22 protein-coding genes are annotated in these 25,292 nt (G+C 52.8%); 15 read left to right on the top strand and 7 right to left on the bottom strand.

The features are described from left to right. Positions 1-2 precede the first annotated feature (2 nt). Positions 3-1,136, top strand: a complete 1,134-nt coding sequence (rffA, locus tag B9Y58_RS05160) for a dTDP-4-amino-4,6-dideoxygalactose transaminase (RefSeq protein ID WP_073056930.1) — start codon at positions 3-5, stop codon at positions 1,134-1,136. Between the two features lies 1 nt (position 1,137). On the opposite strand, the gene B9Y58_RS05155 is transcribed toward rffA, so the two are convergent. Both B9Y58_RS05155 and B9Y58_RS05150 read right to left on the bottom strand, forming a co-directional pair. Next, positions 1,138-1,323: a hypothetical protein gene (locus B9Y58_RS05155; RefSeq protein ID WP_073056928.1), complete on the bottom strand. Its 186-nt coding sequence runs from the start codon at positions 1,321-1,323 to the stop codon at positions 1,138-1,140. Next, the gene (locus B9Y58_RS05150; protein ID WP_073056924.1) at positions 1,324-2,877 is read right to left on the bottom strand and encodes a hypothetical protein; all 1,554 of its coding nucleotides are present in this window, start codon (positions 2,875-2,877) and stop codon (positions 1,324-1,326) included. 151 nt (positions 2,878-3,028) lie between these two features. On the opposite strand from B9Y58_RS05150, the gene B9Y58_RS05145 reads away from it, so the two are divergent. Both B9Y58_RS05145 and B9Y58_RS05140 read left to right on the top strand, forming a co-directional pair. Continuing rightward, positions 3,029-3,352: a type II toxin-antitoxin system RelE/ParE family toxin gene (locus B9Y58_RS05145; protein WP_073056921.1), complete on the top strand. Its 324-nt coding sequence runs from the start codon at positions 3,029-3,031 to the stop codon at positions 3,350-3,352. Between the two features lie 8 nt (positions 3,353-3,360). Beyond that, positions 3,361-4,365: a HigA family addiction module antitoxin gene (locus B9Y58_RS05140; RefSeq protein ID WP_073056918.1), complete on the top strand. Its 1,005-nt coding sequence runs from the start codon at positions 3,361-3,363 to the stop codon at positions 4,363-4,365. On the opposite strand, the gene B9Y58_RS05135 is transcribed toward B9Y58_RS05140, so the two are convergent. Continuing rightward, positions 4,366-6,393 (bottom strand): glycoside hydrolase family 3 N-terminal domain-containing protein, encoded by a 2,028-nt coding sequence (locus B9Y58_RS05135; protein WP_073057012.1) that lies wholly within the window; start codon positions 6,391-6,393, stop codon positions 4,366-4,368. It abuts the gene before it with no gap. A gap of 133 nt (positions 6,394-6,526) precedes the next feature. Next, a complete protein-coding gene (locus tag B9Y58_RS05130; RefSeq protein WP_073056915.1) occupies positions 6,527-8,719 on the bottom strand; it encodes an NADP-dependent isocitrate dehydrogenase in 2,193 nt (730 codons plus the stop codon). Positions 8,720-8,999: 280 nt separating this feature from the next. Between B9Y58_RS05130 and pelA the strand changes: the two genes are divergently transcribed. The 4 genes from pelA to B9Y58_RS05110 all read left to right on the top strand — a co-directional run bounded on the left by pelA (position 9,000) and on the right by B9Y58_RS05110 (position 15,380). Next, positions 9,000-10,733, top strand: coding sequence for a pectate lyase (gene pelA, locus B9Y58_RS05125; RefSeq protein WP_083532332.1), 1,734 nt, complete (start codon positions 9,000-9,002; stop codon positions 10,731-10,733). 1 nt (position 10,734) lies between these two features. Further along, on the top strand, positions 10,735-12,837 hold the full coding sequence (locus B9Y58_RS05120) for a pectinesterase family protein (RefSeq protein WP_073056912.1): 2,103 nt from the start codon (positions 10,735-10,737) through the stop codon (positions 12,835-12,837). Positions 12,838-12,981: 144 nt separating this feature from the next. Next, positions 12,982-13,917, top strand: a complete 936-nt coding sequence (locus B9Y58_RS05115) for a hypothetical protein (protein ID WP_073056909.1) — start codon at positions 12,982-12,984, stop codon at positions 13,915-13,917. Further along, positions 13,917-15,380 carry a M16 family metallopeptidase gene (locus B9Y58_RS05110; protein ID WP_073056906.1) on the top strand — a complete coding sequence of 488 codons (1,464 nt, stop codon included), beginning with the start codon at positions 13,917-13,919 and terminating at the stop codon, positions 15,378-15,380. Before B9Y58_RS05115 ends, B9Y58_RS05110 begins: the two co-directional genes overlap by 1 nt. Before the next feature lie 176 nt (positions 15,381-15,556). Here B9Y58_RS05110 and B9Y58_RS05105 read toward each other — a convergent pair whose 3' ends face one another. Then, the gene (locus B9Y58_RS05105; RefSeq protein WP_073056903.1) at positions 15,557-16,456 is read right to left on the bottom strand and encodes a cation diffusion facilitator family transporter; all 900 of its coding nucleotides are present in this window, start codon (positions 16,454-16,456) and stop codon (positions 15,557-15,559) included. Positions 16,457-16,621: 165 nt separating this feature from the next. Between B9Y58_RS05105 and B9Y58_RS05100 the strand changes: the two genes are divergently transcribed. The 8 genes from B9Y58_RS05100 to rnc all read left to right on the top strand — a co-directional run bounded on the left by B9Y58_RS05100 (position 16,622) and on the right by rnc (position 23,080). Continuing rightward, entirely contained in the window at positions 16,622-17,950 is a 1,329-nt protein-coding gene (locus B9Y58_RS05100; protein ID WP_073056900.1) for an efflux RND transporter periplasmic adaptor subunit, read from the top strand. 70 nt (positions 17,951-18,020) lie between these two features. Then, positions 18,021-18,536, top strand: a complete 516-nt coding sequence (locus tag B9Y58_RS05095; RefSeq protein WP_073056896.1) for a YceD family protein — start codon at positions 18,021-18,023, stop codon at positions 18,534-18,536. A 2-nt stretch (positions 18,537-18,538) separates the two neighbouring features. Further along, positions 18,539-18,724 (top strand): 50S ribosomal protein L32, encoded by a 186-nt coding sequence (gene rpmF, locus B9Y58_RS05090; protein WP_073056893.1) that lies wholly within the window; start codon positions 18,539-18,541, stop codon positions 18,722-18,724. Positions 18,725-18,755: 31 nt separating this feature from the next. After that, entirely contained in the window at positions 18,756-19,739 is a 984-nt protein-coding gene (plsX, locus tag B9Y58_RS05085) for a phosphate acyltransferase PlsX (RefSeq protein ID WP_073057008.1), read from the top strand. Between the two features lie 233 nt (positions 19,740-19,972). Continuing rightward, positions 19,973-20,890: an ACP S-malonyltransferase gene (fabD, locus tag B9Y58_RS05080; RefSeq protein ID WP_073056890.1), complete on the top strand. Its 918-nt coding sequence runs from the start codon at positions 19,973-19,975 to the stop codon at positions 20,888-20,890. Positions 20,891-21,077: 187 nt separating this feature from the next. After that, entirely contained in the window at positions 21,078-21,818 is a 741-nt protein-coding gene (gene fabG, locus B9Y58_RS05075; protein ID WP_072800985.1) for a 3-oxoacyl-[acyl-carrier-protein] reductase, read from the top strand. 51 nt (positions 21,819-21,869) lie between these two features. Next, positions 21,870-22,109 carry an acyl carrier protein gene (gene acpP / locus B9Y58_RS05070; protein ID WP_073056887.1) on the top strand — a complete coding sequence of 80 codons (240 nt, stop codon included), beginning with the start codon at positions 21,870-21,872 and terminating at the stop codon, positions 22,107-22,109. A 152-nt stretch (positions 22,110-22,261) separates the two neighbouring features. Further along, positions 22,262-23,080, top strand: coding sequence for a ribonuclease III (gene rnc, locus B9Y58_RS05065; protein ID WP_073056884.1), 819 nt, complete (start codon positions 22,262-22,264; stop codon positions 23,078-23,080). 48 nt (positions 23,081-23,128) lie between these two features. On the opposite strand, the gene B9Y58_RS05060 is transcribed toward rnc, so the two are convergent. Together B9Y58_RS05060 and B9Y58_RS05055 are read right to left on the bottom strand one after the other, a co-directional pair. Further along, positions 23,129-24,349, bottom strand: coding sequence for a hypothetical protein (locus B9Y58_RS05060; protein WP_143154696.1), 1,221 nt, complete (start codon positions 24,347-24,349; stop codon positions 23,129-23,131). Beyond that, positions 24,346-25,200 carry a DUF4423 domain-containing protein gene (locus tag B9Y58_RS05055; protein WP_073056878.1) on the bottom strand — a complete coding sequence of 285 codons (855 nt, stop codon included), beginning with the start codon at positions 25,198-25,200 and terminating at the stop codon, positions 24,346-24,348. The genes B9Y58_RS05060 and B9Y58_RS05055 overlap by 4 nt, the downstream gene beginning before the upstream one ends. Positions 25,201-25,292: the final 92 nt, after the last annotated feature.

The following is a 25,292-nucleotide window of genomic DNA, read 5'->3' as shown; positions in this document are numbered from 1 at the left end:
TTATGAAAATTCCTTTTAACAAACCGCCTTTTGTAGGACTTGAACTTGATTATGTGAAGCAGGCCGTCGAAAGCGGTCGCATTTGTGGTGACGGTACCTACAACTTGATGTGCCATGATTGGCTCGAAAAGCACACCGGCACGGCAAAGGCGCTGTTGACCACCAGTTGCACGCATGCGCTTGAAATGTCGGCCCGCCTTTGCGACATTCAGCCCGGCGACGAGGTGATTATGCCGTCGTTCACCTTCGTGAGCACGGCCGATGCGTTTGTGTCGCAAGGGGCTAAGTGCGTGTTTGTAGACATTCGCCCCGACACCATGAACCTGGACGAAAATTTAATTGAAGCGGCCATTACCGAAAAAACGAAAGCGATTGTGCCGGTGCACTACGCGGGCGTCGCTTGCGAGATGGATAAAATCAACGAGATAGCAAAACGCCACAATCTGTTCGTAGTCGAAGATGCCGCTCAAGGCATGATGGCGACTTACAAGGGCAAAGCGCTTGGAACGCTCGGTGACTTTGGCTGCTACAGTTATCACGAAACCAAGAATTACAGCATGGGCGAGGGCGGTGCGCTCCTCATCAACGACAAAAAGTATTGCGACCGCGCTGAAATTATTCGCGAAAAAGGTACGAACCGCTGTCAGTTCCACCGTGGCGAAGTCGACAAGTACACTTGGGTAGAACTCGGCTCCAGCTACTTGCCGAGCGAACTCAACGCCGCTTACCTTTATGCGGAACTGGAATGCGCCGACGAGATTAACGATAACCGCATGGCTAGCTGGAATGCATACCGCGAACGCTTGCAACCGCTGGCCGACAAGGGCTTGATCGAGTTGCCGTTCATTCCGGAACATTGCAAGCACAACGCGCACATGTTCTACCTGAAGGTCGAAGACTTGCAGACGCGTACGGCGCTTCTCAAACATCTAGTGTACAACGGAATTCTAGCGGTGTTCCACTACGTGCCGTTGCATTCGTCACCCGCGGGCCTGCGCTATGGCCGCTTTAGCGGCGAAGATAAGTACACCACCAACGAAAGCAATCGCTTATTGCGCCTGCCGATGTTCTTTGGCTTGAAAACCGAAGAAATCGACTTTGTCTGCGAAAAAGTGAACGAATTCTTCGGCGTGTGATTTAAAGTACAAGAATTGTTTTTATGGAAAGTTCAGTCCATTTGGCAAGCGTAGGCAAGTCAATTATTTTTGCATCTCTGCATTTTACTGCTAATTCATAACGATATTGTAATGACCCCTGGGCTTTGCCCAATGCGTGAGCCTCTTCATAGCTTAGTGTTGGATCTATTTTTCTTTTTCGCTTCATTTAGAACCTTTGCAAGTTAACGAATTGTTGTTTCCATTTTTCGTGTGCGGATTCAACCATGGGTGTGTTCTGCAAGAGGATTTCCATGGCTAAGGTAAGTCCGAGACTGAAATTTTCAGAGGAATCGCCTCCGAACATATGACACATCTCATGGACATAGGTGGACAAACCGTCATAGAATTTATCCGATTCAAAAATTGTTCGCTTTAGATAGACGCATTCAATTTTATTCCTGACACAAAGGTGATGTGCATTACTCTGTTTTCGCTTGTTTTTCCTTAGGGTTGCCATTCCGTGATAGGTGGCTTTTGGATTTGTTATAACCTTGTGCTGTGGCCAAGGATCCGCGATAAAAAAACCATTAAACATTTGTTTGCAGACATCTTCAAGAATCGTGAAACAGTTACTTTCTATTCCAGGAGCAACATTTTTGTCTATGACAAGTCCTCCATTGCGCCTACACTCGTCTTCAAGAGACGGGTAGCCCAATACAGAAAAAGGTTCCCCGACTAGGGTGTATTTGTCGCGGTAATTATTGTACCAACTTCTTGCTTCTTGCCGTAAATTCATTTGCAAACGATTTAGTTTGGGTTCAAAAAACAGGAGATTCGGATATTTCTGCTTGAATTCTGAGCAGCAATTGGATGAGTACAATATGTTAAGCAATAGCCGTTGTAATACGGGGCTCCAATTTTCAAAATCAAATCTTTTTGTTCTATTGGAGAGCCAAACGCGACGCATTTTTTCTAACATACGAATAGACGCAGCGGCTGTTAAATGGACGCTGATTCTTTTGAATATTGTGACAACTTCCATATTCAGTAAGTTATCGCGTTCTCGGTCATTCTGCTCAAAATCATGTAAACAGATTACCAAGTCAAATGGGTTTGATCCTCTTAATTGGTAGCCGCAAAATACAATTCCCTTTCGTCCATAGTCGTAATTATATGGAAGTTTTATCTCGTATTCTCCTTTACTGCGTGTATAGACGGCGCCTTCTGAATCTTCCCAAATCTTTTCTCCTAGGAGTTCGTTTTCGGGATAGTAAAAGCATTTTAGGACGGTCTTAAAAAGTGTAAAATCATCTTCGGAAACGCCCTGTAAAATGAGTTCGCTCTTTTGGTTAGGGGCGATTGTTTCAGATACGTCGTATGCGAGCATTTTTACCGTTTGACCATCTATTGTTTGGTTTGTACAAATCACGTTGAGACTCCAGTTGCCGGAACGCATTTGTATTGTCCAATTCTTGTCGCGCAAAGCACATAGGGAGGCTATTTTGAAACCTTCACCGAAATAGCCTGCATGTTTTTCTGTAGAGCTGGTTTTTGTTGATGCTCCGATATGTAAAAGCCATTCGTAACTGAAAGTAGTGTTCTCGATGCGCATCGCCAATGTCCCGTCGCAGAATTCGTACTGAAAGCGTTGTGACCATTGATCGATAGGAACTGAATCGTAAAAATTCTGAACATAATCCCGTAAAATGTGGAATGAGTCCCAATGAACGGGATAGGTGTATACAATATTTAATGGAATAATTTTGGATGTTTGGCTCATTTTGCCTCTGGTTGGCCTCCTTTTCCGGGGCCAATGATGATTAATTTCCTTTCTCCAAAATATATAAAATATTTTATAAAAATGATATACCTATTGATTTATTTAAAATTTTAATATATATTATAGGTGTAGTAAAATAATGAGGTGATAGGTGCAAGTAGTATATGCAGATAAAGAATTGGCTCGCTGCGCAGGTGACAAGGCCTATGCAGTGAGGAAAATGGGGCAGCGCCGTGCGGAGGTTTATTTGGATAGGATAAACGATCTTCAGGGCGCTGCTGATCTGGAGTCTTTAAAGAATGTTCCTGGACGATACCACGAGTTGGTAGGCAATCGCGCTGGACAATGGGCGTGCGATTTGGACCATCCGTATCGGCTTATCTTTAAGCCGGTTATGAATAGTGCTGGAAATATTGTTGGATTGATTGTCGAAACTACAATTTCTATTCTGGAAATTGTAGATTATCACAAGTAGGAGCGTTTATGCAGGTATATAGATGTGATGAATTGGCTTATGTGACTCCGCCAGGCAGAACTCTGTCGGAAAAGCTTGAAGAAATGGGCCTTGACGCCAACGATTTGGCTGCGCGTATGGGCTACACCCCCAAGGCAGTGAACGATATTTTGCAGGGCAATTGCCGTATAACGCCGGAAGTGGCGTTTTCGCTTGAGGTAATAACCGAAATTCCTGCGAGCTTCTGGCTGCGCCGTCAAATTGCGTACGATGAGTACCTTGCCCGCGAATATGTCAAAGCCTCCCTTGACAACCAGCCTCTCTGGAGAAAGTCTTTCCCCGAAGAACTAGACGTGCGCGGTTGGGTGCGGCGCGGTAAAATCGAGGGTGACGACAAATCGGGACTTTCGCTCCTCAAGTTTTTCGCGGTGGCGTCTCCGCAGGCGTGGGACGGTTACTATAAGGATGCTAAGCTTAAGGTGGCTTTCCGGATCTCGCTGGCCGATGTCAAGGACCCGTATGCGACTTCGGCGTGGATTCGTCGTGGCGAAATTCTTGCGGACCTGGACCCGATGGAAAAGCAGGAACAGATTCCTGTGCGCAAGCGCCTAAAAGTTGCTCTCCCCGAAATCATCGCTTTTGCGGCGGCCAACAAGGTCCGCCCCAAAAGCAAAAAACGCATTACCTACTGGACGCCGGAAGCCGAGGTGGTGGATGATTGCATGACGGGTTTACAGGAAATCTGCCGCAAAATCGGAATTCGCGTACTGTTCGTGCAGAACTTCAAGTGCGCGCCGATTCACGGCATGTACCGCTGGTACAAGGATGTGCCGCTGATTCAGCTGCACGACCGCTTCGAGAAGCGTGCGACGATGTGGTTCACGTTCTTCCATGAGCTTGCGCATGTGCTTTATCATGGCAAGAAGGGAATTTGCCTGCAGAACATCGAAATCACGCACAATCACCCCGAAAAAGAGGATGAGGCGAACTGCTTCGCCCAAAAGTGCATGGTGGATGCTGGTTTTAAAATGTAGTTAGTACGTCAGCCCGTAGCCGTACGGGTATAATCCTTTTTTGCCGTCACCGACGTTAATCGGGATTTGCTTGGCGTCTTTGGGCCAGGTGTGGGGGAGTTTGCCGGTGGGCTTTACCTTGCCGTAGAGAACGTCTGCGACACCTGTGCCTTCGCTGCCGGGGAGCCATGCCACGACAAATGCATCGGCAGCCTTGATGAACGAGGTGATGGGGAGCGGGCGGCCGGTGATGAGCACGACGGCGACTTTGTGGCCGGCTTTTTGCCAGGCCTTGATTTGCGCGATGTATTCGTCGGTGCTGTTGAAAGACATGTCGGTGCGGTCTTCTTTGAAGATGATTTTGTTGTTGAAGTCATCGCCGCGGTAGTCGCCGAACCATTCGGCGTAGGGGACTTCGCCGACAACGTACACGATGGTGCTTGCTTCTTCGGCGGTTTCGACGCGTGTGCCTTTTGCGACTTCGTCGAATCCGGCTTGAATCGAGGTGGCTCCGGGGACTTCGTCGAGGGTGCCTTGCCAGCCTAGAGTCCATGCGCCGCATTGCAGGCCGGTATTGTTGGCGTGGCTGCCGGTCACGAAGACTTTGCCGTTGGTGTCAAGCGGAAGGACCTTGTTGTTCTTGAGGATGACGAGGCTTTTCTGAACGGCTTCGCGGGCGATTTGCCGGTGTTCGTTGCTGCCGATGTTCTTGGTGACGCCTACATAGGCGGCGGGACCGTTGGGGTTGTCGATTCGGCCGGCGCGGATTTTGGCGCGCAATATTCTGCGGCAGGCGTCCTTGATGCGGTCTTCGCTAATGTTCCCTTCGGCAAGCAGTACCTTCATGGTTTTGACAAAGTTATGTACCGATTGCGGGACCATGGCCATGTCGAGGCCTGCGTTAATGGATGCGCGGATGGCGTCTTTCGAAGACATGTCGGTGACTTCGCCGGCAAAATAGTTGCCTGCAGCGCCTGGCGTCGTGGAATGTTCGATGCCTTCCCAGTCAGCAATCACGTAGCCGTCAAAGGCAAGCTCCGTCTTGAGAACGCCTGTGAGCAGGGTAGAATCGATATGCTGATGAACGCCGTTCACTTGGTTAAAGCTTGCCATGACGCTCAAAGCGCCTTGCTCGATGGCGGCTTCGTAGGGTGGCAGGTATTTTTTGTAGAGATCCTTTTTAGAGATAATGGCGTTGCCGCGGTCGTATCCTTTTTTGGTGGCACCATCGCCGATAAAGTGCTTGATGGTGGTAATCACGCGCCATTCGGCGTCGTTATGGTTGCCTTGTTGCCCGCGCACGAATGCGGCCCCCAGGCTCACGGCGAGTTCGGGGTCTTCGCCAAAGCCTTCGTAGACGCGGCCCCAGCGTTCGTCTTGCGGTACGGTAATGGCGGGCGCGAAATTCAAGTCGATGTGGGCGGCCCACATTTCTTCGGCGACGGCTTGCCCGATTTTGCGTACAAGCGCAGAGTCGCGGGTGGCGCCGAGGCCAATGTTGTGCGGGAATATGGTTGCCCCTTTTACGTCGGCGACGCCATGCACGTTGTCTTTGCCGTAGGTGGCAGGGATTTTTTGACTCCAGGCGCTCTTGTAGAAATCGGCGGTGTAGGCACCGCCGCCTTCGAGGGCGGAACCGCAAACGCCTTCGCCACAGTTGAGCTTGGGAACTTTCGCTTGCGTCATCTGGGCAATCATGTCGTCAATGGTCATGCCCGCCATGATTTCGTCGATTTTATTTTCGATGGGGTCGCGCTTTAAGGTGATGTTATCGTATTTCTTTTGGCCTGCGACTACGCTGAGCGTTTCGGGGAGGAACCCTGCCTTGCGCACGATAATGCTTTGGTCTTTCCTGGCGTTGCCAAGCTTGAAGGCTCCCTTGTCGTTCGTGAGCGTTCGGGCGTTTGCGAGCAAGTTCGGGAGAGTCCTGACGGTAACGGCGGCGTTCTTGACGGGTGACCCCGATTCATCGACGACATTGCCCGTAATGGCTGCCTGCGAGAAACCGTAGGCGGCAACGGCGAAAAGAGCGATTTTAGAGAAATTCATAATAATACCTTCCAAGGTAAATTTACATTCAAAAGGTCTTTGGGTGAAAAAGAACTCGTGATTTCGCGTGTACATAAGAAAACGGCCTTATTTCGCGAGGAAATAAGACCGAATCTCGTTTGCAGCATGCCGATTACAGCGCGTCAATCACGGCGTTGAATTCCGCTACCGGGCGCATCCACTTTTTCAGGAGATCGGCCTTCGGCAGGTAGTAGCCACCGATGTCGGCGGGTTTGCCCTGCTCGGCGGCAAACGCGGCGACGATTTCGACTTCGCGGGCCTTCAATGCGTCGGCGACCGGGGCGAACTTGGCGGCAAGTTCGGCGTCGTCCTTCTGGGCGGCAAGAGCCTCCGACCAGTAGAGGGCCAAGTAGAAGTGTGAGCCGCGGTTGTCGAGCTCGCCAATCTTGCGGGCGGGCGTACGGTTGAATTCGAGAATCTTGCCGTTCGCTTCGTCCAGCGTGTCGGCGAGGACCTTCGCCTTCTTGTTACCGTCCTTCAGGGCGACCTGTTCGAAGGCGGGCACCAGCGCGAAGTATTCGCCGAGGGAATCCCAGCGGAGGTAGTTTTCGGCGAGGAACTGCTGCACCTGCTTGGGAGCGGATCCACCTGCACCTGTTTCGTAGAGGCCACCGCCCGCCATGAGCGGCACGATGCTGAGCATCTTGGCGGATGTTCCGACTTCGAGAATCGGGAAAAGGTCAGTGAGGTAGTCGCGCATCACGTTGCCCGTGACGCCGATGGTATCGAGGCCGGCCTTCGCGCGCTTCATGGTTTCCACAATCGCCTTGCGCGGGCTCATAATCTTGATATCGAGGCCGTTCAAGTCGTGTTCCGGCAAGTAGTCTTCCACCTTCTTCTGGATTTCGCGGTCGTGAGCGCGTTCCGGGTCGAGCCAGAAAATCGCGGGAGTGTTGCTGAGGCGGGCGCGCGTGACGGCGAGTTTCACCCAGTCACGCACCGGAGCGTCTTTCGCCTGGCACATGCGGAAAATGTCTCCCGCTTCTACATTCTGCTGCAAAAGCACTTCGCCCTTGCTGTTGACGGCGCGGATGACGCCCTTGCCCTTTGCGACAAAGGTTTTGTCGTGGCTGCCGTATTCTTCGGCACCCTGGGCCATGAGGCCCACGTTCGGCACGGTACCCATCGTCTTCGGGTCGAATGCGCCGTTCTGTTTGCAGAATTCAATCGTCTCGTCGTAAATACCGGCATAGCAGCGGTCCGGAATGCAGGCGATCGTCTCTTGCAGCTTGCCTTCCTTGTTCCACATGCAGCCGGAATTGCGGATCATCGCAGGCATCGAGGCGTCGATAATCACGTCGCTCGGCACATGCAAATTGGTGACGCCCTTGGCAGAATCGACCATGGCGAGATCCGGACCCGCAGCGAGAGCGGCGTCAATGGCGGCCTTAACTTCAGCTTCCTTCGCATTGCCTTCGAGGCGCTTGTACAAATCGCCCAGACCGTTGTTGGCATCGATGCCGAGTTCCTTGAACAAGTCGGCATACTTCGTGAATACATCCTTGAAGAACACGCGCACGAACGCACCGAACAGCACCGGGTCAGAGACCTTCATCATGGTGGCCTTCAGGTGCACCGAGAACAGCAGGCCCTTCACCTTCGCTTCGGCCATGGCATTGGCGATAAACTTTTCGAGCGATGCCATGCGCATCACGGTGGCATCGATGATTTCGCCCTTCAGGAGCGGCTTTGCGGCACGGAGTTCCGTGACTTCGCCCGCTTCATTGACAAATTCAATCTTGAACGTATCGGCATCGGCCATGGTGATAGACTTTTCGTTGCCGTAAAAGTCGTCTGCCTGCATGCTTGCCACGTGGGTCTTCACGGAGGTGTTCCAGTTGCCGTTGCTGTGCGGGTTGTTGCGGGCAAAGTTTTTGACTGCCTTGGGAGCGCGACGGTCGGAGTTGCCCTGGCGAAGCACCGGGTTCACGGCGGAACCCTTCACCTTGTCGTACTTCGCACGGATAGCCTTTTCTTCGTCATTTGCCGGAGCGTCCGGATAGTCGGGCACGTCGAAACCGTTCTTCTGGAGTTCGGCAATCGCGGCCTTGAGCTGCGGCACAGAAGCCGAAATGTTCGGGAGCTTGATGATGTTTGCATCCGGTTCAAGCGTAAGCTTGCCGAGGAAATCCAGGTCGTCGCTCGCCTTGCCGAAGGCGGCCAGAATGCGGCCCGGCAGCGAGATGTTCTTGGTTTCGACATCGATATCGGCGGCCTTTGCAAAACCGCGCACGATGGGGAGCAGGGATTGAGTCGCCAGGAACGGCGATTCGTCTGTGAGGGTATAGTAAATTTTGGTATTCATACGGGGGTAAAGATAGAAATTTCAGGGCAATCCCCGGCTCGCGGGGGCGGGCTGTACTCGCTAATGAAAAATTTTGTTGTTTGCTTAATTGTGGACTACAATTTCTGTAAAATTTTTCTTTAATTTCTTGCGAAAACCTTCATTTTTGTACAAATGTGGACTAAAATACGCGAAAAAGTTGCCCGCAGACTACGAAAAATTGCTTTTATTTGACCGCAATTTCTATAAATAAGGTAGATTTAAAACGAATGTGCGGGTGTGCCCGCAAAATGAGGATGCTATGAGTGTTTGGAAGTTGCCTGCGCCGGTCATGGGCGCGTTCGGTTTGATGTTTGCGGTGTCGTCGTATGCGGCGGATTATGTTCCCCCTTCGACGGCGGTTTCGAAGGTTAACAGCTACCGCGGCTATTCGGAGTTGACTTCGGCCGCGTCTGGCATGGACATTGACCAGTACACCTACAACATGACCACGTGGCAAATTGGCAACGGCGGTTTTTACAAGGCCATGGCCGACAAGTACAAGAGTGCCTATTCCGGCGGGCAAAAATCGGAATGGCGAGCTAAAGATGGCGGCGACCTCGGCACTATCGACAACAATGCGACTATTCAAGAAATGCGCTTGCTGGCTGTGCGTTACAAGGAGACGACCAACAACAGTTACAAGGCTGCTTTTAAGACAAGCTTTAACAAGGCTCTGAACTTTATTCTCACCATGCAACGCTCCACGGGCGGGCTTCCGCAGGTGTGGCCCAAGCGCGGTAACTACAGCGACCACGTGACGCTCAACGACAATGCCATGGTGCGCGCTATGGTCACTATGATGGATATCGCTAACAAGACTTCGCCTTTTGATTCCGATATCATTGACGATGCGACACGAAGCAAGATGAAGTCTGCACTCGACAAGGCAATTCAATACTTGCTCAAGGCGCAGATTGTGAACAATGGAAATTTGACGGTTTGGTGTGCCCAGCATGATACTGCAAATTATGCACCGCGCCCGGCCCGCGCCTATGAACTGGAATCTAAGTCGGGGAGCGAATCTGCCGGCGTTGTGTGGTTCCTGATGAATTGGCCCGAACAGACCGAAGCAATCCAGAAGGCGGTCAAGGGGGCTATTGCCTGGTATAAGAAGACTAAGGTTACGGGGCTTTACTTTAACAAGAAAGCGGGTACATTTGACAAGCGCGACGGTAATGTTTTGTGGTATCGCTTTTACGAAGTGAACAACGACAACTATTTCTTCTGCGACCGCGACGGGGCTAGCACCAAGACGCAGGACTTTACCAAAATTAGCGAAGAACGTCGCACGGGTTACCAGTGGGCGGGCGACTACGGCAGTGCGCTTCTCTCGACGGAAGCCGCTTATTTAGAAGCGCTTGAAAAGATGTCTGGCACCTACGTTCCGCCTCCACCGCCGGCTGCACTTTGCGGGAGCGATACCTGCAAGACATACATCGATGGCGTGAACTTTGTAGACATCAAGGGCGCTAAAGAAGCGACCAACACGGGCTTTGTGGGCGAGGGCTACGCGAATGTAGACAACGAAACGGGTAGCTACGTAACTTACGGCGTGACCGCTGCGAAGGCGGGCGAATACGATTTGACAATCCGCTTTGCAAATGGTGGCTCGGGCGCTCGCGGCTACGACATATACGTGGGCGATGTGCTTGTTGTTCAAGGCGTGAGCATGGGCTCTACTGGTGGCTGGACCACTTGGGAGGCTCAAACCATTAAGGTGCCGCTCGAAAAGGGCTACAGCGAACTCAAGTTTGTGAGCACCTCGAAAGACGGCATGGCAAACATAGATTACGTTGGCTGGATGAGCGCTGACTTGTACGCCGGCGAAAAAGATATCGGTGGAACGACCGTGATCGGGGACCGCGCCGTGCAAGCTGTTCCGGCAAATGCTGCCGCCCGCTACTATGTAAACTTTGGTAGCCGCGACAACGCCGCAGGCGTTTACCTGAAAAAAGCAAACGGCAAGATTTTCCGCGTGAACGGAGCGAGGTGATATGTTGAATAAGATTTTTGTTTGTGCGGCTTTAGGCTTCGCAGTTTCTGCGTCCGCGGTCGAGAAAAAGAAAATCGATTTTGTGCTTGGTGTCGATGGCGACTTTAAGGCGGCTGTTGCGGCAGCGGGCAAGTCGGGAGCATCTGCCAGCAACCGCTTCGTCATTTTTGTTCCCGATGGCGAATACGACATCACCAAGCTTACGGGCGACAGCCACGGAAAATCGACCGTGAGCGCATCGTACCTCTCGATTATCGGGCAGAGCCTTGAAAAGACGATCATCGCGAACAAGACCGATACCGAGGGCATCAGCCTTACGGCGACAATATACTTCCCGAAGAACAACGAGATGTACATGCAGGATATTACCCTGCAGAACAAGGGCACCTATAATTCTGGCAATGCGGCGCGCCAGGTGGCGCTGCAGCAGAACGAAGGCGATAAATATATCTACAAGAACGTGCGCCTTTTAAGCGGCCAAGATACCTATTACACCAAGAAAGGCCGCACCTATTGGGAAGGTGGCGAAATCAACGGTACAGTGGATTTTATTTGCGGTGGCGGCGACGTGTTCTTCGAAGGCACCAAACTCGTGATGACGCGCAACGGCGGGTACATTACCGCATCGCAAAATCCGGGAGACTGGGGCTACGTCTTCAACAACGCGACCATTACCGTGAGCAACAACAGTTTCAACGGCACGTTCTATCTCGGGCGTTCCTGGGGGCACGCGAAGACGGTCTTCCTGAACACGAAAATGATTGCGCAGCCCAAGGGCGAAGGCTGGGGCCCCGACATGAATTCGGCTCCGCAGGTCTTTGGCGAATACAACAGCAAGGATGGCAATGGCAACGCGGTGAACACAAGCCAGCGCAAGACTTATTTCAACGGAGGCAAGGATGGTTCGACGGCGACTACGCTTAAGACGGTGTGGAACGCAAGCGATGCCGCCAAGTACACACTCCAGAACGTACTCAAGGGTAGCGACAACTGGGATCCGACCAAGTTGACGGCGCAGGTTTCCGCCCCGAAAATCACGCAGGAAGGCGCCGAAATTGTCTGGGCCGACGACAATAATGCCCGCTGCTGGGTGGTGTTCGTAAACGGCAAGTACAAGGCGAATGTAGTCGCTCCGAGTTTCTCGCTCGATGGTGTAGCTACGGGTTCCAAGATTACAGTGCGTGCTGCAAACAGCATGGGTGGCCTCGGCGCGTATTCCAACGAAGTCGCAACAGTCGACGCGAATGTGACTTACTACAAAGTAACGCTTGGCGACGCCATCGGCGGCAAGGTGACGACAAACCTTTCGGGCGACAAGGTAGCCGAGGGCAAGACGGCGACCTTTACCGCAGTCCCGAATACAGGCTGGGAATTCGCGGGCTGGAGCGGCAAGAGCGCAAGCCAGATTGATGCGAGCAAGGCTGCGGTTGAAATCGTTGCGGCAGGCGATATCGAACTCATTCCGAGTTTTACCGCCAAGGGAACGACTGTGTTCCAGGCGGAAGACGGAATCATTACGAACGCCGCTGCCGAAAGCAACAACGCGGGCTTTAACGGGACCGCCTTCGTAAATTTTACGGCCGGCGACTTGAGCATGATTCAAGTGCCCGTATACGCTGAAGTCGCGGGCGAGTACGAAGTTATGGTGCGCTACGCCAACGGTAGTGGCAATGCGCGTAGCCTGGCGGCCGCGGCCCCGGGCGTGTGCACCGCCGGCATTGACGGCTGCAAGAGTGCCGAGTCGCTGTCCTTTGCGGCAACCACGAATTGGACGACCTGGGAAACGCTTTCGTTCAAGGCGAAACTCGCCGAGGGCGCAGGCTACATGACGTTTGCGACCATAGGCGGTAGCGATGGCCCGAACCTGGACCAACTGGAACTGAAGTTGGTCAAGGCCGATGCGACGACTGCGATTCGCGGGCTTGCAACGCCGAGCCAGCAGTTGGTCCCGACAACTCGCGTTCGCCTGTTTACCTTGACGGGGCAGCTGGTTCGCGAATCCGTGGGCTTGACTGTAAGCACCGAAAATTTGGCGCCGGGCATGTACCTGCTGCAGCGCGGCAACGGCTCCCTACTCCGCCAGCAAATCATCCGCGTGAAGTGACAAAAAGCGTTAGCATTTTTGTCATCCTGAGCAAGCGTAGCGCGTCGAAGGATCTTAGGTGCATTTAGAATCTTCGACTTCGGGCATTGCCCTTCGCTCAGAATGACACTTTGAATAATACCTTTTTACTATATTGCTCCCTGTATGTTAGGTATTGAGCAGAAAAAAGGAAACGACGACAACCTGTGCGGGCGTATGATTGCCTACGCCAAGATTTTGCCGAACCCCGACGAACGCGATAGCGGCACACCGTTCGATGACATGATCAAGAACGGGCTCTTGGCGCTCGAAGGCGATTTCCGCATGTTCTCGCCGCGCGTACCTAGCAAGAAGGCGATTGATCGCGCTGTCGATGACAAAATCAACGACATGCTGGAATCGATGCAGGCCGATGGCGTGGAACTCCCGCCCGATATGGATGTAGAGCAGATGCGCGAACGCCTGCACGAACTTTCGAGCATGGAAGTCATCCCGATTCCGGCAAAGATCGGCAACTTTACCCGCGAAGAGGACATTCTCGCCGAAGACGCCGACATTTATTACATCGGAGAATTCATTGGCGCGGGGCAGGCTCACTTTTGCCTCACGACGCTCCCGATTTATTACCAGGCAAGGTTCCGCGAACAGGCCCGCAAAAAAGAGATGGACTTTTTGAACGAAGCGCTCACGCAGATCGAATCGGGCGAATTCATGGATACCGATGACCTGCAGAACGATACCGAAGAATTGTTCCCGAAGGGGCTCACGCTGAACACCTTCGTGGGTGACTTGGGCAAGCTTTTGAACGTGCGCGTGATTCCGTTTTTGCTTGCACTCGAAACGGATGCCCAGTACGACGAACAAATCAAGCTTTTTTATGACTTTATGAAGGGCTACCCGGCAAAGGCCGACATCAAGCTGATTGACTTGGCCATTCGCGACTTGCGCAATCAGAAGGATTCTGCGCTGGCCCGCCGCATTCTGGAACTGGGTTGCCAAAAAATCGATGCCATCTACAACGAAGATACGCAGAAGGCAAACGAAATCGCAGAAGAAATTGTCAAGTTCGCTAAAGAAAAAAATAGCGGGGAGCTGCCGTAATGAATTGGCTCAATAAAATTTCGTGTGGTGTGGCGCTGGCCGCTGCCTTGTTTTCGCAGTCCTTTGCCCAGGTGAACTTGGTGGTCCACAAAGAAGTCTTGCCGAACGGCCTTACGGTGCTTTTGCACCCGAACAAGCAGGCTCCTACGGTAAGTTGCCGCCTGTTCTACGTGACAGGTTCCGTGCACGAAGTCCCGGGCAAGTCAGGCCTGGCGCATATTCTGGAACATGAACTCTTTAAGGGCACCAAGAAGGTGGGCATTACCGACAGCATTGCCGACGCCAAGTTCATGGCGGTGCAAGATAGCCTGCAGGCTCTCATCCGTCCGGCGATTTTGGCGGGCGATACCGCGAAGGTGAAAAAGCTCACCGCCGAACACGATTCCGTGGTGAACGAACACCGCAAGATTTTTGTGAAGGACGAACTTTGGAGCGCTTACCAGGCCGCGGGCGGTACGGGCTTGAACGCTTTCACCAGCGACCTCATGACCGCCTACATCGTGACGCTCCCGAAGAATAAAATTGAACTGTTCATGTGGCTGGAAGCCGATCGCATGCAGAACGCCGTGCTGCGCGAATTCTATTCCGAACGCATGGTCGTGCGCGAAGAACGCCGCATGCGCTACGATGATAAACCTACGGGTCGCTATTACGAAACGCTGAATTCCATGATTTACGAGGCGTTCCCGTACCGCGTGCCAACAATCGGCTGGCCAAGTGACATCATGAACTTGACGCGCGAAATGGCCGACGAACATTACCGCAAGTATTACAAGCCGCGCAATGCGATTTTGGTGCTGGCAGGTGACATCGATACCACCGCCACCATGGAAATGGTCAAGAAGTACTTTGGCCCGATTCCTACAGGCGAGGCGTTCCCTCCGCTCACGATTCGCGACCCCGAGCAGGCCGGCGAAAAGCGCCTGACGGTAAAACGCCCGGATGCCCCGAACCTGTATACGCTCGTGTTCACGACGCCTGCCGTGGGCGACCAGATTCTGTACCCGCTGGACATTGCCGAGGGCGTTTTGAATGGCCGTTCCGGCAGACTCTACAGGCGCCTGATTCAAGAAGAAAAGCTCGCCGTGAGCGTGAAGGCGTCTAATTCGCCCAACAAGTACGTGTCTGAATTTGGCGTGACTGTGAACCTGCGCCCGGATGCCGACCCCGCGAAGGTCGAAAAAATCGTGTGGGAAGAACTGGAACGCCTTAAGACCGAAACGGTGAGCGAACGCGATTTCCAGAAGGTGAAGAACCACGCCTACGCCGGCCTGGTGCGTAGTCTGACCGATATGGAAAACGTGGCGACGATGCTTGCCTGGTACGAAATGTACGGCGACTACCGCATTTTCCTCAACTGGGCGGACGAACTCAATAAGGTCTCTGCCGCCGACGTACAAGCGGCCGCGCAGAAAACCTTCGTCCGCGAAAAGAGCGTCGCCGGCTTCCTGCTGAAGAAATAGCCCCGATTGTCTTCCCGGATGCTTCCTAATTGTCTTCCCGCACGTAGATGCGGGATCTCCCTTTACGGCTTTCCAAAGCGCTTGCAGTAAAAATGCAAGCGTTTTTTCAAACAACTAGAGGAGATGCCGGGTCAAGCCCGGCATGACATGTGCAATATCCGGGAAGACAGTATGGATTATACTTTGTTCGGATCGTACGGGTCGATGTGCACAAGCGCATCGACTACATTTTCGCCCGCCTCGATAATACGGCGCTCTACTTCTTCGGCCAGGTCGTGGGCGGCCAAGAGCGTCATGTCGGCGGGAACGACTACATGCAAATCCACGTGCAAGTCGCTGCCTACGTAACGCGTGCGGAACCCGTGAATGCTAATCACGTTCGGGCAGGCGAGTGCCACTTCGCGCAACTTTTGGGCCACCTCGGCGCTCGCGCCTTCGTCGGCCACGCGGTGAATGCCCGGCCATGCAATTTCAAAGCCCGAGTGCAAAATGAAAACGGAAACGATAATCGCGCCTACGGAGTCTGCAAACCAGAGTGTGGGGCAAAGAATCCCGAACAAGACCGCGATCAAAACAGGAATAGAACTGTAGGCGTCGCTCCGGTGGTGCCAAGCGTTTGCCTCGACGGCTTCGCTGCGAATGTCGCGACCCTTCGCCCGCGTGTAGCGGAAAAGCGCCTCTTTCACGATAATCGAAACCGCCGCCATAATCGCCGCAATCCATTCGGGGTGAGACTGCTCGCCGTTCATGAGCGCTACCACCGCATTGTAGCCGAGCCCGAGACCCACGGCGCAAACCGCAAGCCCGATTCCGACCGAAATCAGCGTCTCGAATCGCCTGTGCCCATACGGGTGTTTCGCATCGGGCGGCGAATTCCAGAAGCGGGCCCCTACGATAATCGCTATGTCCGTGATAAAATCAGATGCACTGTGAATGGCGTCGGCAATAAGTGCATGCGATCCGCCAAAATAACCCGCAAAAAACTTGCCTACCGACAAGACCACGTTCCAGCCGAGCCCCACCCACGTAACGCGGCGGACCTCTGCGCTGTCATCTTTTTTTGCAATACGAGTCATAGGTAGTAGGAAGTAGACGGTAGGAAGTAGACAGTTGTTAGCGATTAATGCTGCATAATATAAAAAAATGGGGATAAACTCTTGCGAATAGGCAACCTTTTGTCGTGTGTGCGCATCTAAATACCCGAAAACGTCGGTAATACTTTTTATTTTTGGGTCTGTTGTATGAAACGATTGCTCAAATTCATCATAAAATTTATCGTGGTGCTTGCCGTATTGGCGGGTATCGGGTTTGGGGTGAAAACCTTTTTCTTTGACGCGAAGACTGAAAATGCTGCAGGTCCGCTCGTGAGCGTGAAGGTTACGCAGACTACGATTTCGACCACCATTTCGGCGACCGGTACATTGGAACCTGTCGACCAGGTGGAAGTCGGTACGCAAGTGTCGGGCGACATCGCAAAAATCAACGTAGACTTCAATTCCAAGGTCAAAAAAGGCCAGATTATCGCCGAACTGGACAAGTCCAAGCTCAAGGCCACGCTCACGCAGGCCGAAATCGCCTACAAGTCGGCCGAAAACGATTTCAAGTTCAAGGAATCGACTTACAACCGCGTCAAGAAGCTTTCCGAAAGCAATTCCGCGAGCGCCGTGGAACTCGAAACCGCCGAATACAACATGAATTCGGCAAAGCTCGCCGTAGAACGCAGCCAAAATGAAGTCAACCAGGCTCGCCTCAACTTGAGCTACGCCACCATCAAGAGCCCCATCGACGGCGTGGTTTTAAAGCGCGCGGTAGAAGTCGGCCAGACGGTGGCCGCTTCCATGAGTACTCCTACTTTGTTTGTAATCGCGAAAGACTTGAGCCAAATGAAGGTGATGGCCGACGTGGACGAAGCGGACATCGGTCAGGTCAAGCAAGGCCAGAAGGTAACCTTTACGGTCGATGCCTTCCAGAACGATACGTTTAACGGAACGGTGCAAGAAGTCCGCCTGAATCCGACGACCACGAGCAATGTGGTGACTTACACCGTGGTGATTACCGCCGAAAACCCGGATCAGAAACTGCTCCCGGGCATGACGGCGACCTGCACCATCGTGACCCAAGAAATCACCGACGCCATCGCGATCCCGGTGAAGGCCCTCAAGTTCACGCCGGCAGACGGAACCCCGATGGCAGAACCGCCCAAGGGCATGCGCCCGCCGCGCCCCGAATCCGGCGACTCCACCTCCGGCGATTTCACCAAGGGTAATTTCCCGAAAGGCGATTTCAAGAAGGGTAACTTCCCGCCTCCTGGCAGTTTCCCCAAATCCTTCAAAAAACGCCCCGACGGCAAAAAGCCGAGCGGCAACCTCGTATGGGTAAACATCGACGGCAAGGCCGCCCCTCGCCCCGTCAAGACCGGCATCAGCGACGGCGTGAACATCCAAATTCTCAAAGGGCTTTCCGTGGGCGATTCCGTGGTCGTAAGTCAAGAAACGGTGACTGCCACCAAGGAAAAATCCTCTGCCAGCAGCCCCTTCATGCCCAGTCCCCCAGGCAAAAAGAAAAAGTAAACGCAAACTTTAACCGGGATACTCGTCAAATATTGACTTGTATCCCTGTTTTTACTAAATTTGGGCTACTTTGAGATTAGATATCGCACAAAAACTTACTGATTCCGAAGACCGCCGGGTGGTCTGGTGCCGTACCGATGCCCCCGAAATCTTCGACGAACTGCACCTCAAGGGCGATCTGGTAGCCGAGGTGCTGGTAAGCCCCGAAGGCGAAAGCAAGTGTCTTGTGACTGGATCTATCTCCGGAGTGCAAACTCTGACCTGCTCCCGTACCTTGGAACCGTTCGACCGCCCCTTTTCGACCGAAATCGTGGCAGAAATAACGCGCACCGGGGTTTCGCAACAGGAACTCGATGAAGACGATGTAGACGTCTTTGCCTACCGAATTCCCCAGGGGCAGAACTTCGTGGACCTTTCCGAGTGCGTCCGACAGCTGGTTATTCTACAAGAACCGCAAGCGCCCGTGAAAAATCCTGACGAAGATTTTATCTTTGTAACAAACAAACCCGCCGACGAGGAGCCTCAAACCGACCCTCGTTGGGACAAACTCAAGGCTCTTAAGAGCAAAATGGAAAATAGGAGTTAAAAATGGCAGTACCTAAAAGAAAAACCTCGACCGCCCGTCGTGACAAGCGCCGCACCCACTGGAAGATGGAAGTGCCCGCTATGGCTACCTGCGATCATTGCGGTTCCGTGAAGCGCCCGCACCGCGTGTGCCCGGTTTGCGGCTACTACAATGGTGTCGAAGTGATCAACATGAAGGATGCCGAATAATTAACGGTTCTACTGTTGTAAGGAGATGTCCATGGTAAAAGTTGCTCTTGATGCTCTCGGTGGCGATTTCGCCCCGGACGTAGTGATTGAAGGTGCGGTTAACGCCGTCAACAAGAACGAAAACCTGCACGTGGTTCTGTGCGGACCGGAGGCCGAGGTCAAGGCTAAGCTTGAAAAGCTTGGCTATGCTGGCAAAGGCATTTCCGTGGTCGATGCACCGGACCCTGTGGCCATGGATGAACACCCCGTACAGGTTCTCAAGACGAAGCCCCATTCTGGCTTGGTGACTTGCGTTGCCTTGCAGAAGAAGGGCATGGTAGATGCCTCCGTGAGTGCCGGTAACTCCGGCGCCATGATGGCTAGCTGCCTCATGCTCTTGGGCCGTACTACAGACAAATTCAGCCGTCCGCCTATCGGTTGCGTGATTCCGACTGCTGACCGCCCGATCATCTTGGTCGATGCCGGTGCTAACGTCGATGAACGCGCTGCTACTCTGGTGGATTTCGCCATTGCCGGTTCCGCCTTCGCCGAGACCTACTTCGGTTACGAAAACCCGAAGGTTGGTTTGTTGAATATGGGCGAAGAAGAACACAAGGGCCCGGCCGTGCTGCAGGAAGCTCACCAGCTTCTGAAGTCCGCTCCGGTAAACTTTATCGGTAACATCGAAGGCGAAACCCTTATCGAAGGTGTCGCCGACGTGGTCGTGACTTCTGGCTTTACGGGTAACGTAGTTCTGAAGATGCTCGAAGGCTTCTACGAACTGCACAAGAAGATGTTCGGTGTTATCGATACCCCGAACGGTCGCCGCTTCGACGAAATGTGGGACTACCGCATGACGGGTGGTGCTCTTCTCCTTGGCCTGAATGGTACGGGCATTATCGCTCACGGTCGTTCCGATGCTCTCGCAATCGAAAAGGCTGTCGAAGTCGCTGCCAAGTATGCCGAAAAGGGTGTGTCCAAGAATGTGAACGAACGCCTGCTCGCTATCAAGGATGATTCCTCCGAAGCAAAATAGCGCGAATTTGTGCGAAATTTAAGGCGGAGCCTGCGGTTTGCAGGTTCCGTTCTTTTTTGTTTTGCTTTTATAACAGGGGCGTCTTAGAATTGACCTTACAAAAATGCGTTGAAAATCTTTCATTTGCAATTTCTTGTATACAGGGGCGGGCGGACCGGTGATGCCTGCCCTTATTTTCTAAATTGTAGCGCGAAACTATAAAAGTGCGGTTTTGCCGCAGAGGTTTATATATAATGTCTAAGACGATTTTGCTTTTCCCCGGCCAGGGTGCCCAGTACGTGGGCATGGGCCAGACGCTCGCTTCTACTTTTGAACCGGCCAAGAAGCTCATGATGCAGGCCGACGAAATTCTCGGTTTCTCGCTTTCCAAGCTCATGGCCGAAGGTCCGGAAGATGTTTTGAAGAGCACCGACAACACGCAGCCGGCTCTGTTTACCGTGTCTGCCATGGTGATGGAACTCCTCAAGTCCGAAGGTTTTGCCTTTGATTACGTGGCCGGGCATTCCCTCGGTGAATACTCCGCCATCTACGCTGCCGGCGGCTTCAGCTTCGAAGAGGGACTCCGTCTGGTGCGTACCCGCGGTGAACTCATGGCCAGTGCTGGTTCCAAGAATCCGGGTGCCATGGCTGCCATTATGGGCCAGGACGAAGCCAAGATTCTTGAACTTTGCGAAGCCGTGAAGGCCGAAGGTGTCGTGGTTCCGGCAAACATCAACTGCCCGGGCCAGATCGTGGTGTCCGGTGCGGTCGCCGGCGTGAACAAGCTCGTCGAAAACTGCGCTGCTGCCGGTATCAAGGCCATTCCGCTTGCCGTGTCTGGCGCCTTCCACAGCCCGCTCATGCAGTTCGCTCAGGCAGGCCTTGCCGAAGCGATTGCCAAGACCAAGTTTAACGATGTCGAAAAGCCGGTTATCGCCAACGTGATTGCCGAACCGGTCACGAAGGGTGCCGAAATCGCCGACCTCCTGGTGCGCCAGCTGGTGTCTCCGGTCCGTTGGAATGACTGTATGAACAAGGCTATGTCCCTGGGTGTTACTCAGGGTGTCGAAGTGGGTTCCGGCAAGGTGCTCATGGGCCTCATGCGTAAGATCAGCCGCGACGTGAAGGTTACTCCGGTCGAAACAATCGAGGCGTTTGAGGCACTTAAATAAATAGTAGACAGTAGGAAGTAGACGGTAGACAGTGAATGTTTCCAACTTCCAACTTCCAACTTCCTACTTCCTACTTCCTACTTCCTACTTCCTACTTCCTACTTCCAACTTCCAACTTCCTACTTCCTACTTCCTACTTCCAACTTCCAACTTCCTACTTCCTACTCCTAACTAAGAGGAACACTCTATGGGTAAACTTACTGGTAAAAAGGCAATCGTGACGGGCGCTTCTCGCGGTATCGGTCTCGCCATTGCAACCAAGCTCGCCAGCGAAGGTGCTGACGTCGCCATCCTTTCCACTTCGGTCAAGGAAGAATTGGCCGCCAAACTTTCCGCCGAACTTGGGGTGCAGGTCAAGAGCTATGCTTGCAACGTGGCCGACTCCGAAACGGTGCAGAACGTGTTCAAGCAGATCATTGCTGACATGGGCACGGTCGACATTTTGGTCAACAACGCCGGTATTACCCGCGATGGCCTGCTTATGCGCATGAAGGACGAAGACTTCGACGCCGTGATCGCCACGAACCTGCGTTCCGTGTTCCTTTGCACCCGCGCTGTCGCCCGCACCATGATGGGCAAGCGTACCGGCCGCATTATCAACATTTCGAGCATTAACGCACTGCATGGCCAGGCCGGTCAGGCTAACTATGCCGCTGCCAAGGCTGGCATTATCGGTATGACCCGCTCGAACGCCATGGAATTTGCCTCTCGCGGCATTACCGTGAACGCGATTGCCCCCGGTTTTATCGGTACCGACATGACCGCCGCCATGGATGAGGCCACCAAGGAAAAGTATGCCGCCCAGATTCCGCTCGGCCGCATCGGAAAACCCGAAGATATTGCCAACGCTGCCGCATTTTTGGCATCGGACGACGCCTGCTACATCACCGGCCAGATTCTTGGCGTCGATGGTGGGTTGAACGCCTAGGCTTTTTTTACTAAATTTGAACTCAAACAATCAATCCAAATGGAGATTACAATGAACGAAGAAATTTTCAAGAAGGTCACCGCTGTTATCGTTGACAAGCTCGGCGTTAAGGCTGAAGATGTGAAGCCGGAATCCGAATTCGGTAACGACCTCGGTGCCGACTCCCTCGACCGCGTGGAACTCGTGATGGCCCTCGAAGACGAATTCGAAGTCGAAATCCTCGACTCCGACGCCGAAAAGTTCCAGAAGGTTGCTGACGTGGTCGCCTTCATCGAAGCTAAGAAGGCTTAATTATTAGCCTCTCTCGATAAGAAACTAGACTGGGTGACCCGGCTCGGGTTGCCCTTTCTGTTTAGTAGACAGTAGGAAGTAGACGGTAGACAGAAACTTCCTACTTCCTACTTCCTACTTCTAACTTCCTACTTCTAACTTCCTACTATTTAATGTCTGATACAAACCTTCTACACAAAGTGCTTAAACTCTGGTTTCGCCAGAAGTCCGATGGCGGGCTTGAGGCGAAGCTCGGGTACCGGTTCAAGGACCCCGAACTGTTGGCGCATGCGCTGGTGCACCGCTCCTTTTTGACGGGCACAGACATGCCTTATGTGAGCAACAACGAACGCCTGGAATTTTTGGGCGATTCCGTGCTGAACATGCTCACCACCGAATACCTTTACAAGACTTACCCCGACGACCCTGAAGGCGAACTTTCCAAGCGCAAGAGCGCGATTGTTTCGGGACATGCCTGCGCGCAGTCGTCTAAGGAATGGAGCCTGAGCGAATACGTGAAGGTGGGGAAGGCCGAAGAAAAGCTCGGCGGTCGCGGCAAAGAAAGCATTCTGGCCGACGCTTACGAAGCGGTTCTTGGCGCCGTCTACTTGGATGGCGGCCTCGACGAGGTCCGCGCGATTTTGAACAAATTCCACTTTCCGCGGGTGCAGGAAATCATTTCTGCCGAGGACTTCATCAACCACAAGAGCGAACTCCTGGAATACCTGCAGGGCAAGCTCCGCACGGTTCCGGAATACGTGGTGGTCGATGAATCGGGCCCGGAACACCAGAAGGTGTTCACGGTCGAAGTCCATGTGGACGGACGCGTGTACGGTCGCGGTCAGGGCGGCAACAAGAAGAAAGCCGAGCAGGAGGCTTCTCGCGTGTCGCTTGAAATGCTTTTAACCGAAGCCGCCAAGGCCGAAGCTGAAAAAGGCCCGGAAGAACCGAAGCCTAAAAAGCAGAAGCAGCGCCACGTCGGCCTGCCGTAATCTTGTCTTTTGCATTGTCGTCCCGGGCTCCGACCCGGGATCTCCTTTTTATTTAATGATAAAATCACTCGGTTTGACGCCGTAGAACACGACGTCGTCAATCCAGAATTCCGTGCTGTCGTAGGCGGCGATTGAAATCGTCGTCACCGACTTGCTGATGACTTCCCAGCCGAGGTTGCCGTACAAGTCGTCGCGCGGCTTGAAGTTTTCGGGCTTTATAACTCGGCGCGTCCACTCGTCGCTAGTCTTGAGCGTGTCGTAGGCGAGTGTCTTGCCTTCGGTGTTTGATTCACCTAAGGTTTCCAGGATAATCGAGATGACGCCTGTGCCGCGAGCGTAGTAAACGATAGAATCGGTTGCGGACAAGTCGCAGGGCGATTCTTCCTTGCAAATCCAGATTCCGTAGAACGACCAGGAACCACGCTTTACTGCCGAAGTCTCCCAATAAATAGCGTTCCCTTCGCGGTCTGCGCCCGCTTCGACAATGAATTCTGAGAGGTCTTTGCGGGTTTCGGGAATGATTTCGACTTCGGGCGTCGTCTTGACGCTTGTGTCGGTAGAAGACATGTAGCCCGTTTCGCTGATGCCGAGTTCCTTGATTGTGAATTGGGCGCTTGCCGATTCAAAGTCCAGTACCTTGACCGAGTCGGGTTCGAAAGTGCGCACGTTTGCAGAAACATCTTCGCCGGCGTTGATTTTCGCGGACTGCTCGATAATGCTGTCACCAACGATCACGCGCATGTCGTATTCGTACGGCGGCAGCGAATCCATTTCGTAAAAGCCTTCGCTGTCGGTTTTAACCAGGCGGCCGGTGCCGTACACTTGCACCCAGGCGTAGTCCACGCTGTCGGGCAAGTAAACCTTGCCGCGCAGGCTGCCCGTTTTTTCGAGGGTGTACTGTACGGAGTCGCCTTCTTGAATGTCTTCGGCAGAAATCTTGGTGAACAGGCCTTCGCCGGCGTCCACAATTTCAATCGTCGCCTCTTTTACGGTAAGACTGTCGATGCGAATTTGCCCCAAGGAATCGGTCGTGAATTCCTCGAAGAATTCGGATTTCGCGGAATCCCCATTGCCGCTATTTTCGGAAACGTTTCTTACAAAGTCCACGGAGCGCATGCGGGCGACTACGTTTGCCGCTGGCAAAGAATCTTCACGAACGATTTGAATCAGAAACGCGTTTTCGGTTTCAACGGTACTGATGCCCGCGACTTCTTTGTCGGAGCAAGCCCAAAAGGCGAGGGGAGCGAGGAGTAAAAGCAATCGTCTCATTTTTTTACTCCTATTTTTTTGGGTTGCATGCCTTTGGAAACTTCGGCTACTGGGTAAAAGGCAAATACGAATTGCATGGCGCGGTTCGCGTCTTTTACTTCGGCAACTCTTTTTTGCACCTGGCGTCTAAATTCAATCGTCATTTCGTTCAAGTCGGCAAAACATTCATCGTCTACGCCCACCAACAGCGAAGAAATGTTTCGCTTCGAGGGCTCCACGGCTACCAGGGCGTTTTGCGCAAGTGCCAAAAGCTGGTTTTGATAGCTGCGGATGGCGGAGGTCTTTGTCGGAGACCCTGCCGATGTAAAATTAGCTGTTGTTGCGGCGTAGCGTTCCGAGGCGAGCGGCGTAATCAGCTTTAAATCCTTCAAAACCGTTATGGCTTCGCGAATCTGGTCTTCAGAAACCGCAGGCGATATCTGTTTTACCAGGCGAGAAACTTCGGCATGGCCGCCGTTCATCTCGATAAGGGCTCGCACCACGGGAATCCACCACTTGCTCAGGAACAGGTATTCGCTGGCGCTGAACTTGCGCAAGTCGACATCTTGCAGCGAAAGGGCCATTTTGTAGAGCTTCTCTTTTTTCGTCTGGGATTTTGCCTTGGCTGCGGCCACCAGGATTTCGAAAATTTCACCGCTGCGTCCTTTTAAATCCAATAGGTCCTTGGCCAGAGGAATGCTGTGGTTTGGCAGGTGCAGTTCCTTGTTCAGCACTCGGAAAATCTGGCTTGTTTCAAGCCCCAATTTTTGCCCCATTATCTTGTAGGAATACAGAGGCATATCCAGCTTGCGCTGGGTATAGTAGTTCTTGAGTAAATCCCTGTAATCGCTTATTTCGTTAATGTTGAGCATAGGCCAGTTCCCTAAACACAGTTATCCATTCAATAAAATAACCTTTTCTTGCACGAAAAGGACAATAAAGAGTACTATGCTTTTGACAAAAT

This window comes from Fibrobacter sp. UWB15 (assembly GCF_900177705.1).
In the GTDB taxonomy this organism is placed as follows: domain Bacteria; phylum Fibrobacterota; class Fibrobacteria; order Fibrobacterales; family Fibrobacteraceae; genus Fibrobacter.
This window is presented reverse-complemented; position numbering and strand designations above follow the sequence as displayed.

Excerpts from the sequence above, each read along its gene's own strand:
- acpP (WP_073056887.1), top strand. The coding sequence starts at position 21,870 with ATGAACGAAGAAATTTTCAAGAAGGTCACCGCTGTTATCGTTGACAAG.
- B9Y58_RS05100 (WP_073056900.1), top strand. The coding sequence starts at position 16,622 with ATGAAACGATTGCTCAAATTCATCATAAAATTTATCGTGGTGCTTGCC.
- B9Y58_RS05105 (WP_073056903.1), bottom strand. The coding sequence starts at position 16,456 with ATGACTCGTATTGCAAAAAAAGATGACAGCGCAGAGGTCCGCCGCGTT.
- B9Y58_RS05055 (WP_073056878.1), bottom strand. The coding sequence starts at position 25,200 with ATGCTCAACATTAACGAAATAAGCGATTACAGGGATTTACTCAAGAAC.
- B9Y58_RS05130 (WP_073056915.1), bottom strand. The coding sequence starts at position 8,719 with ATGAATACCAAAATTTACTATACCCTCACAGACGAATCGCCGTTCCTG.
- B9Y58_RS05110 (WP_073056906.1), top strand. The coding sequence starts at position 13,917 with ATGAATTGGCTCAATAAAATTTCGTGTGGTGTGGCGCTGGCCGCTGCC.
- fabD (WP_073056890.1), top strand. The coding sequence starts at position 19,973 with ATGTCTAAGACGATTTTGCTTTTCCCCGGCCAGGGTGCCCAGTACGTG.
- plsX (WP_073057008.1), top strand. The coding sequence starts at position 18,756 with ATGGTAAAAGTTGCTCTTGATGCTCTCGGTGGCGATTTCGCCCCGGAC.
- B9Y58_RS05140 (WP_073056918.1), top strand. The coding sequence starts at position 3,361 with ATGCAGGTATATAGATGTGATGAATTGGCTTATGTGACTCCGCCAGGC.
- B9Y58_RS05120 (WP_073056912.1), top strand. The coding sequence starts at position 10,735 with ATGTTGAATAAGATTTTTGTTTGTGCGGCTTTAGGCTTCGCAGTTTCT.
- B9Y58_RS05060 (WP_143154696.1), bottom strand. The coding sequence starts at position 24,349 with ATGAGACGATTGCTTTTACTCCTCGCTCCCCTCGCCTTTTGGGCTTGC.
- fabG (WP_072800985.1), top strand. The coding sequence starts at position 21,078 with ATGGGTAAACTTACTGGTAAAAAGGCAATCGTGACGGGCGCTTCTCGC.
- B9Y58_RS05115 (WP_073056909.1), top strand. The coding sequence starts at position 12,982 with ATGTTAGGTATTGAGCAGAAAAAAGGAAACGACGACAACCTGTGCGGG.
- B9Y58_RS05135 (WP_073057012.1), bottom strand. The coding sequence starts at position 6,393 with ATGAATTTCTCTAAAATCGCTCTTTTCGCCGTTGCCGCCTACGGTTTC.
- rpmF (WP_073056893.1), top strand. The coding sequence starts at position 18,539 with ATGGCAGTACCTAAAAGAAAAACCTCGACCGCCCGTCGTGACAAGCGC.
- B9Y58_RS05150 (WP_073056924.1), bottom strand. The coding sequence starts at position 2,877 with ATGAGCCAAACATCCAAAATTATTCCATTAAATATTGTATACACCTAT.
- pelA (WP_083532332.1), top strand. The coding sequence starts at position 9,000 with ATGAGTGTTTGGAAGTTGCCTGCGCCGGTCATGGGCGCGTTCGGTTTG.
- rffA (WP_073056930.1), top strand. The coding sequence starts at position 3 with ATGAAAATTCCTTTTAACAAACCGCCTTTTGTAGGACTTGAACTTGAT.
- B9Y58_RS05155 (WP_073056928.1), bottom strand. The coding sequence starts at position 1,323 with ATGAAGCGAAAAAGAAAAATAGATCCAACACTAAGCTATGAAGAGGCT.
- rnc (WP_073056884.1), top strand. The coding sequence starts at position 22,262 with ATGTCTGATACAAACCTTCTACACAAAGTGCTTAAACTCTGGTTTCGC.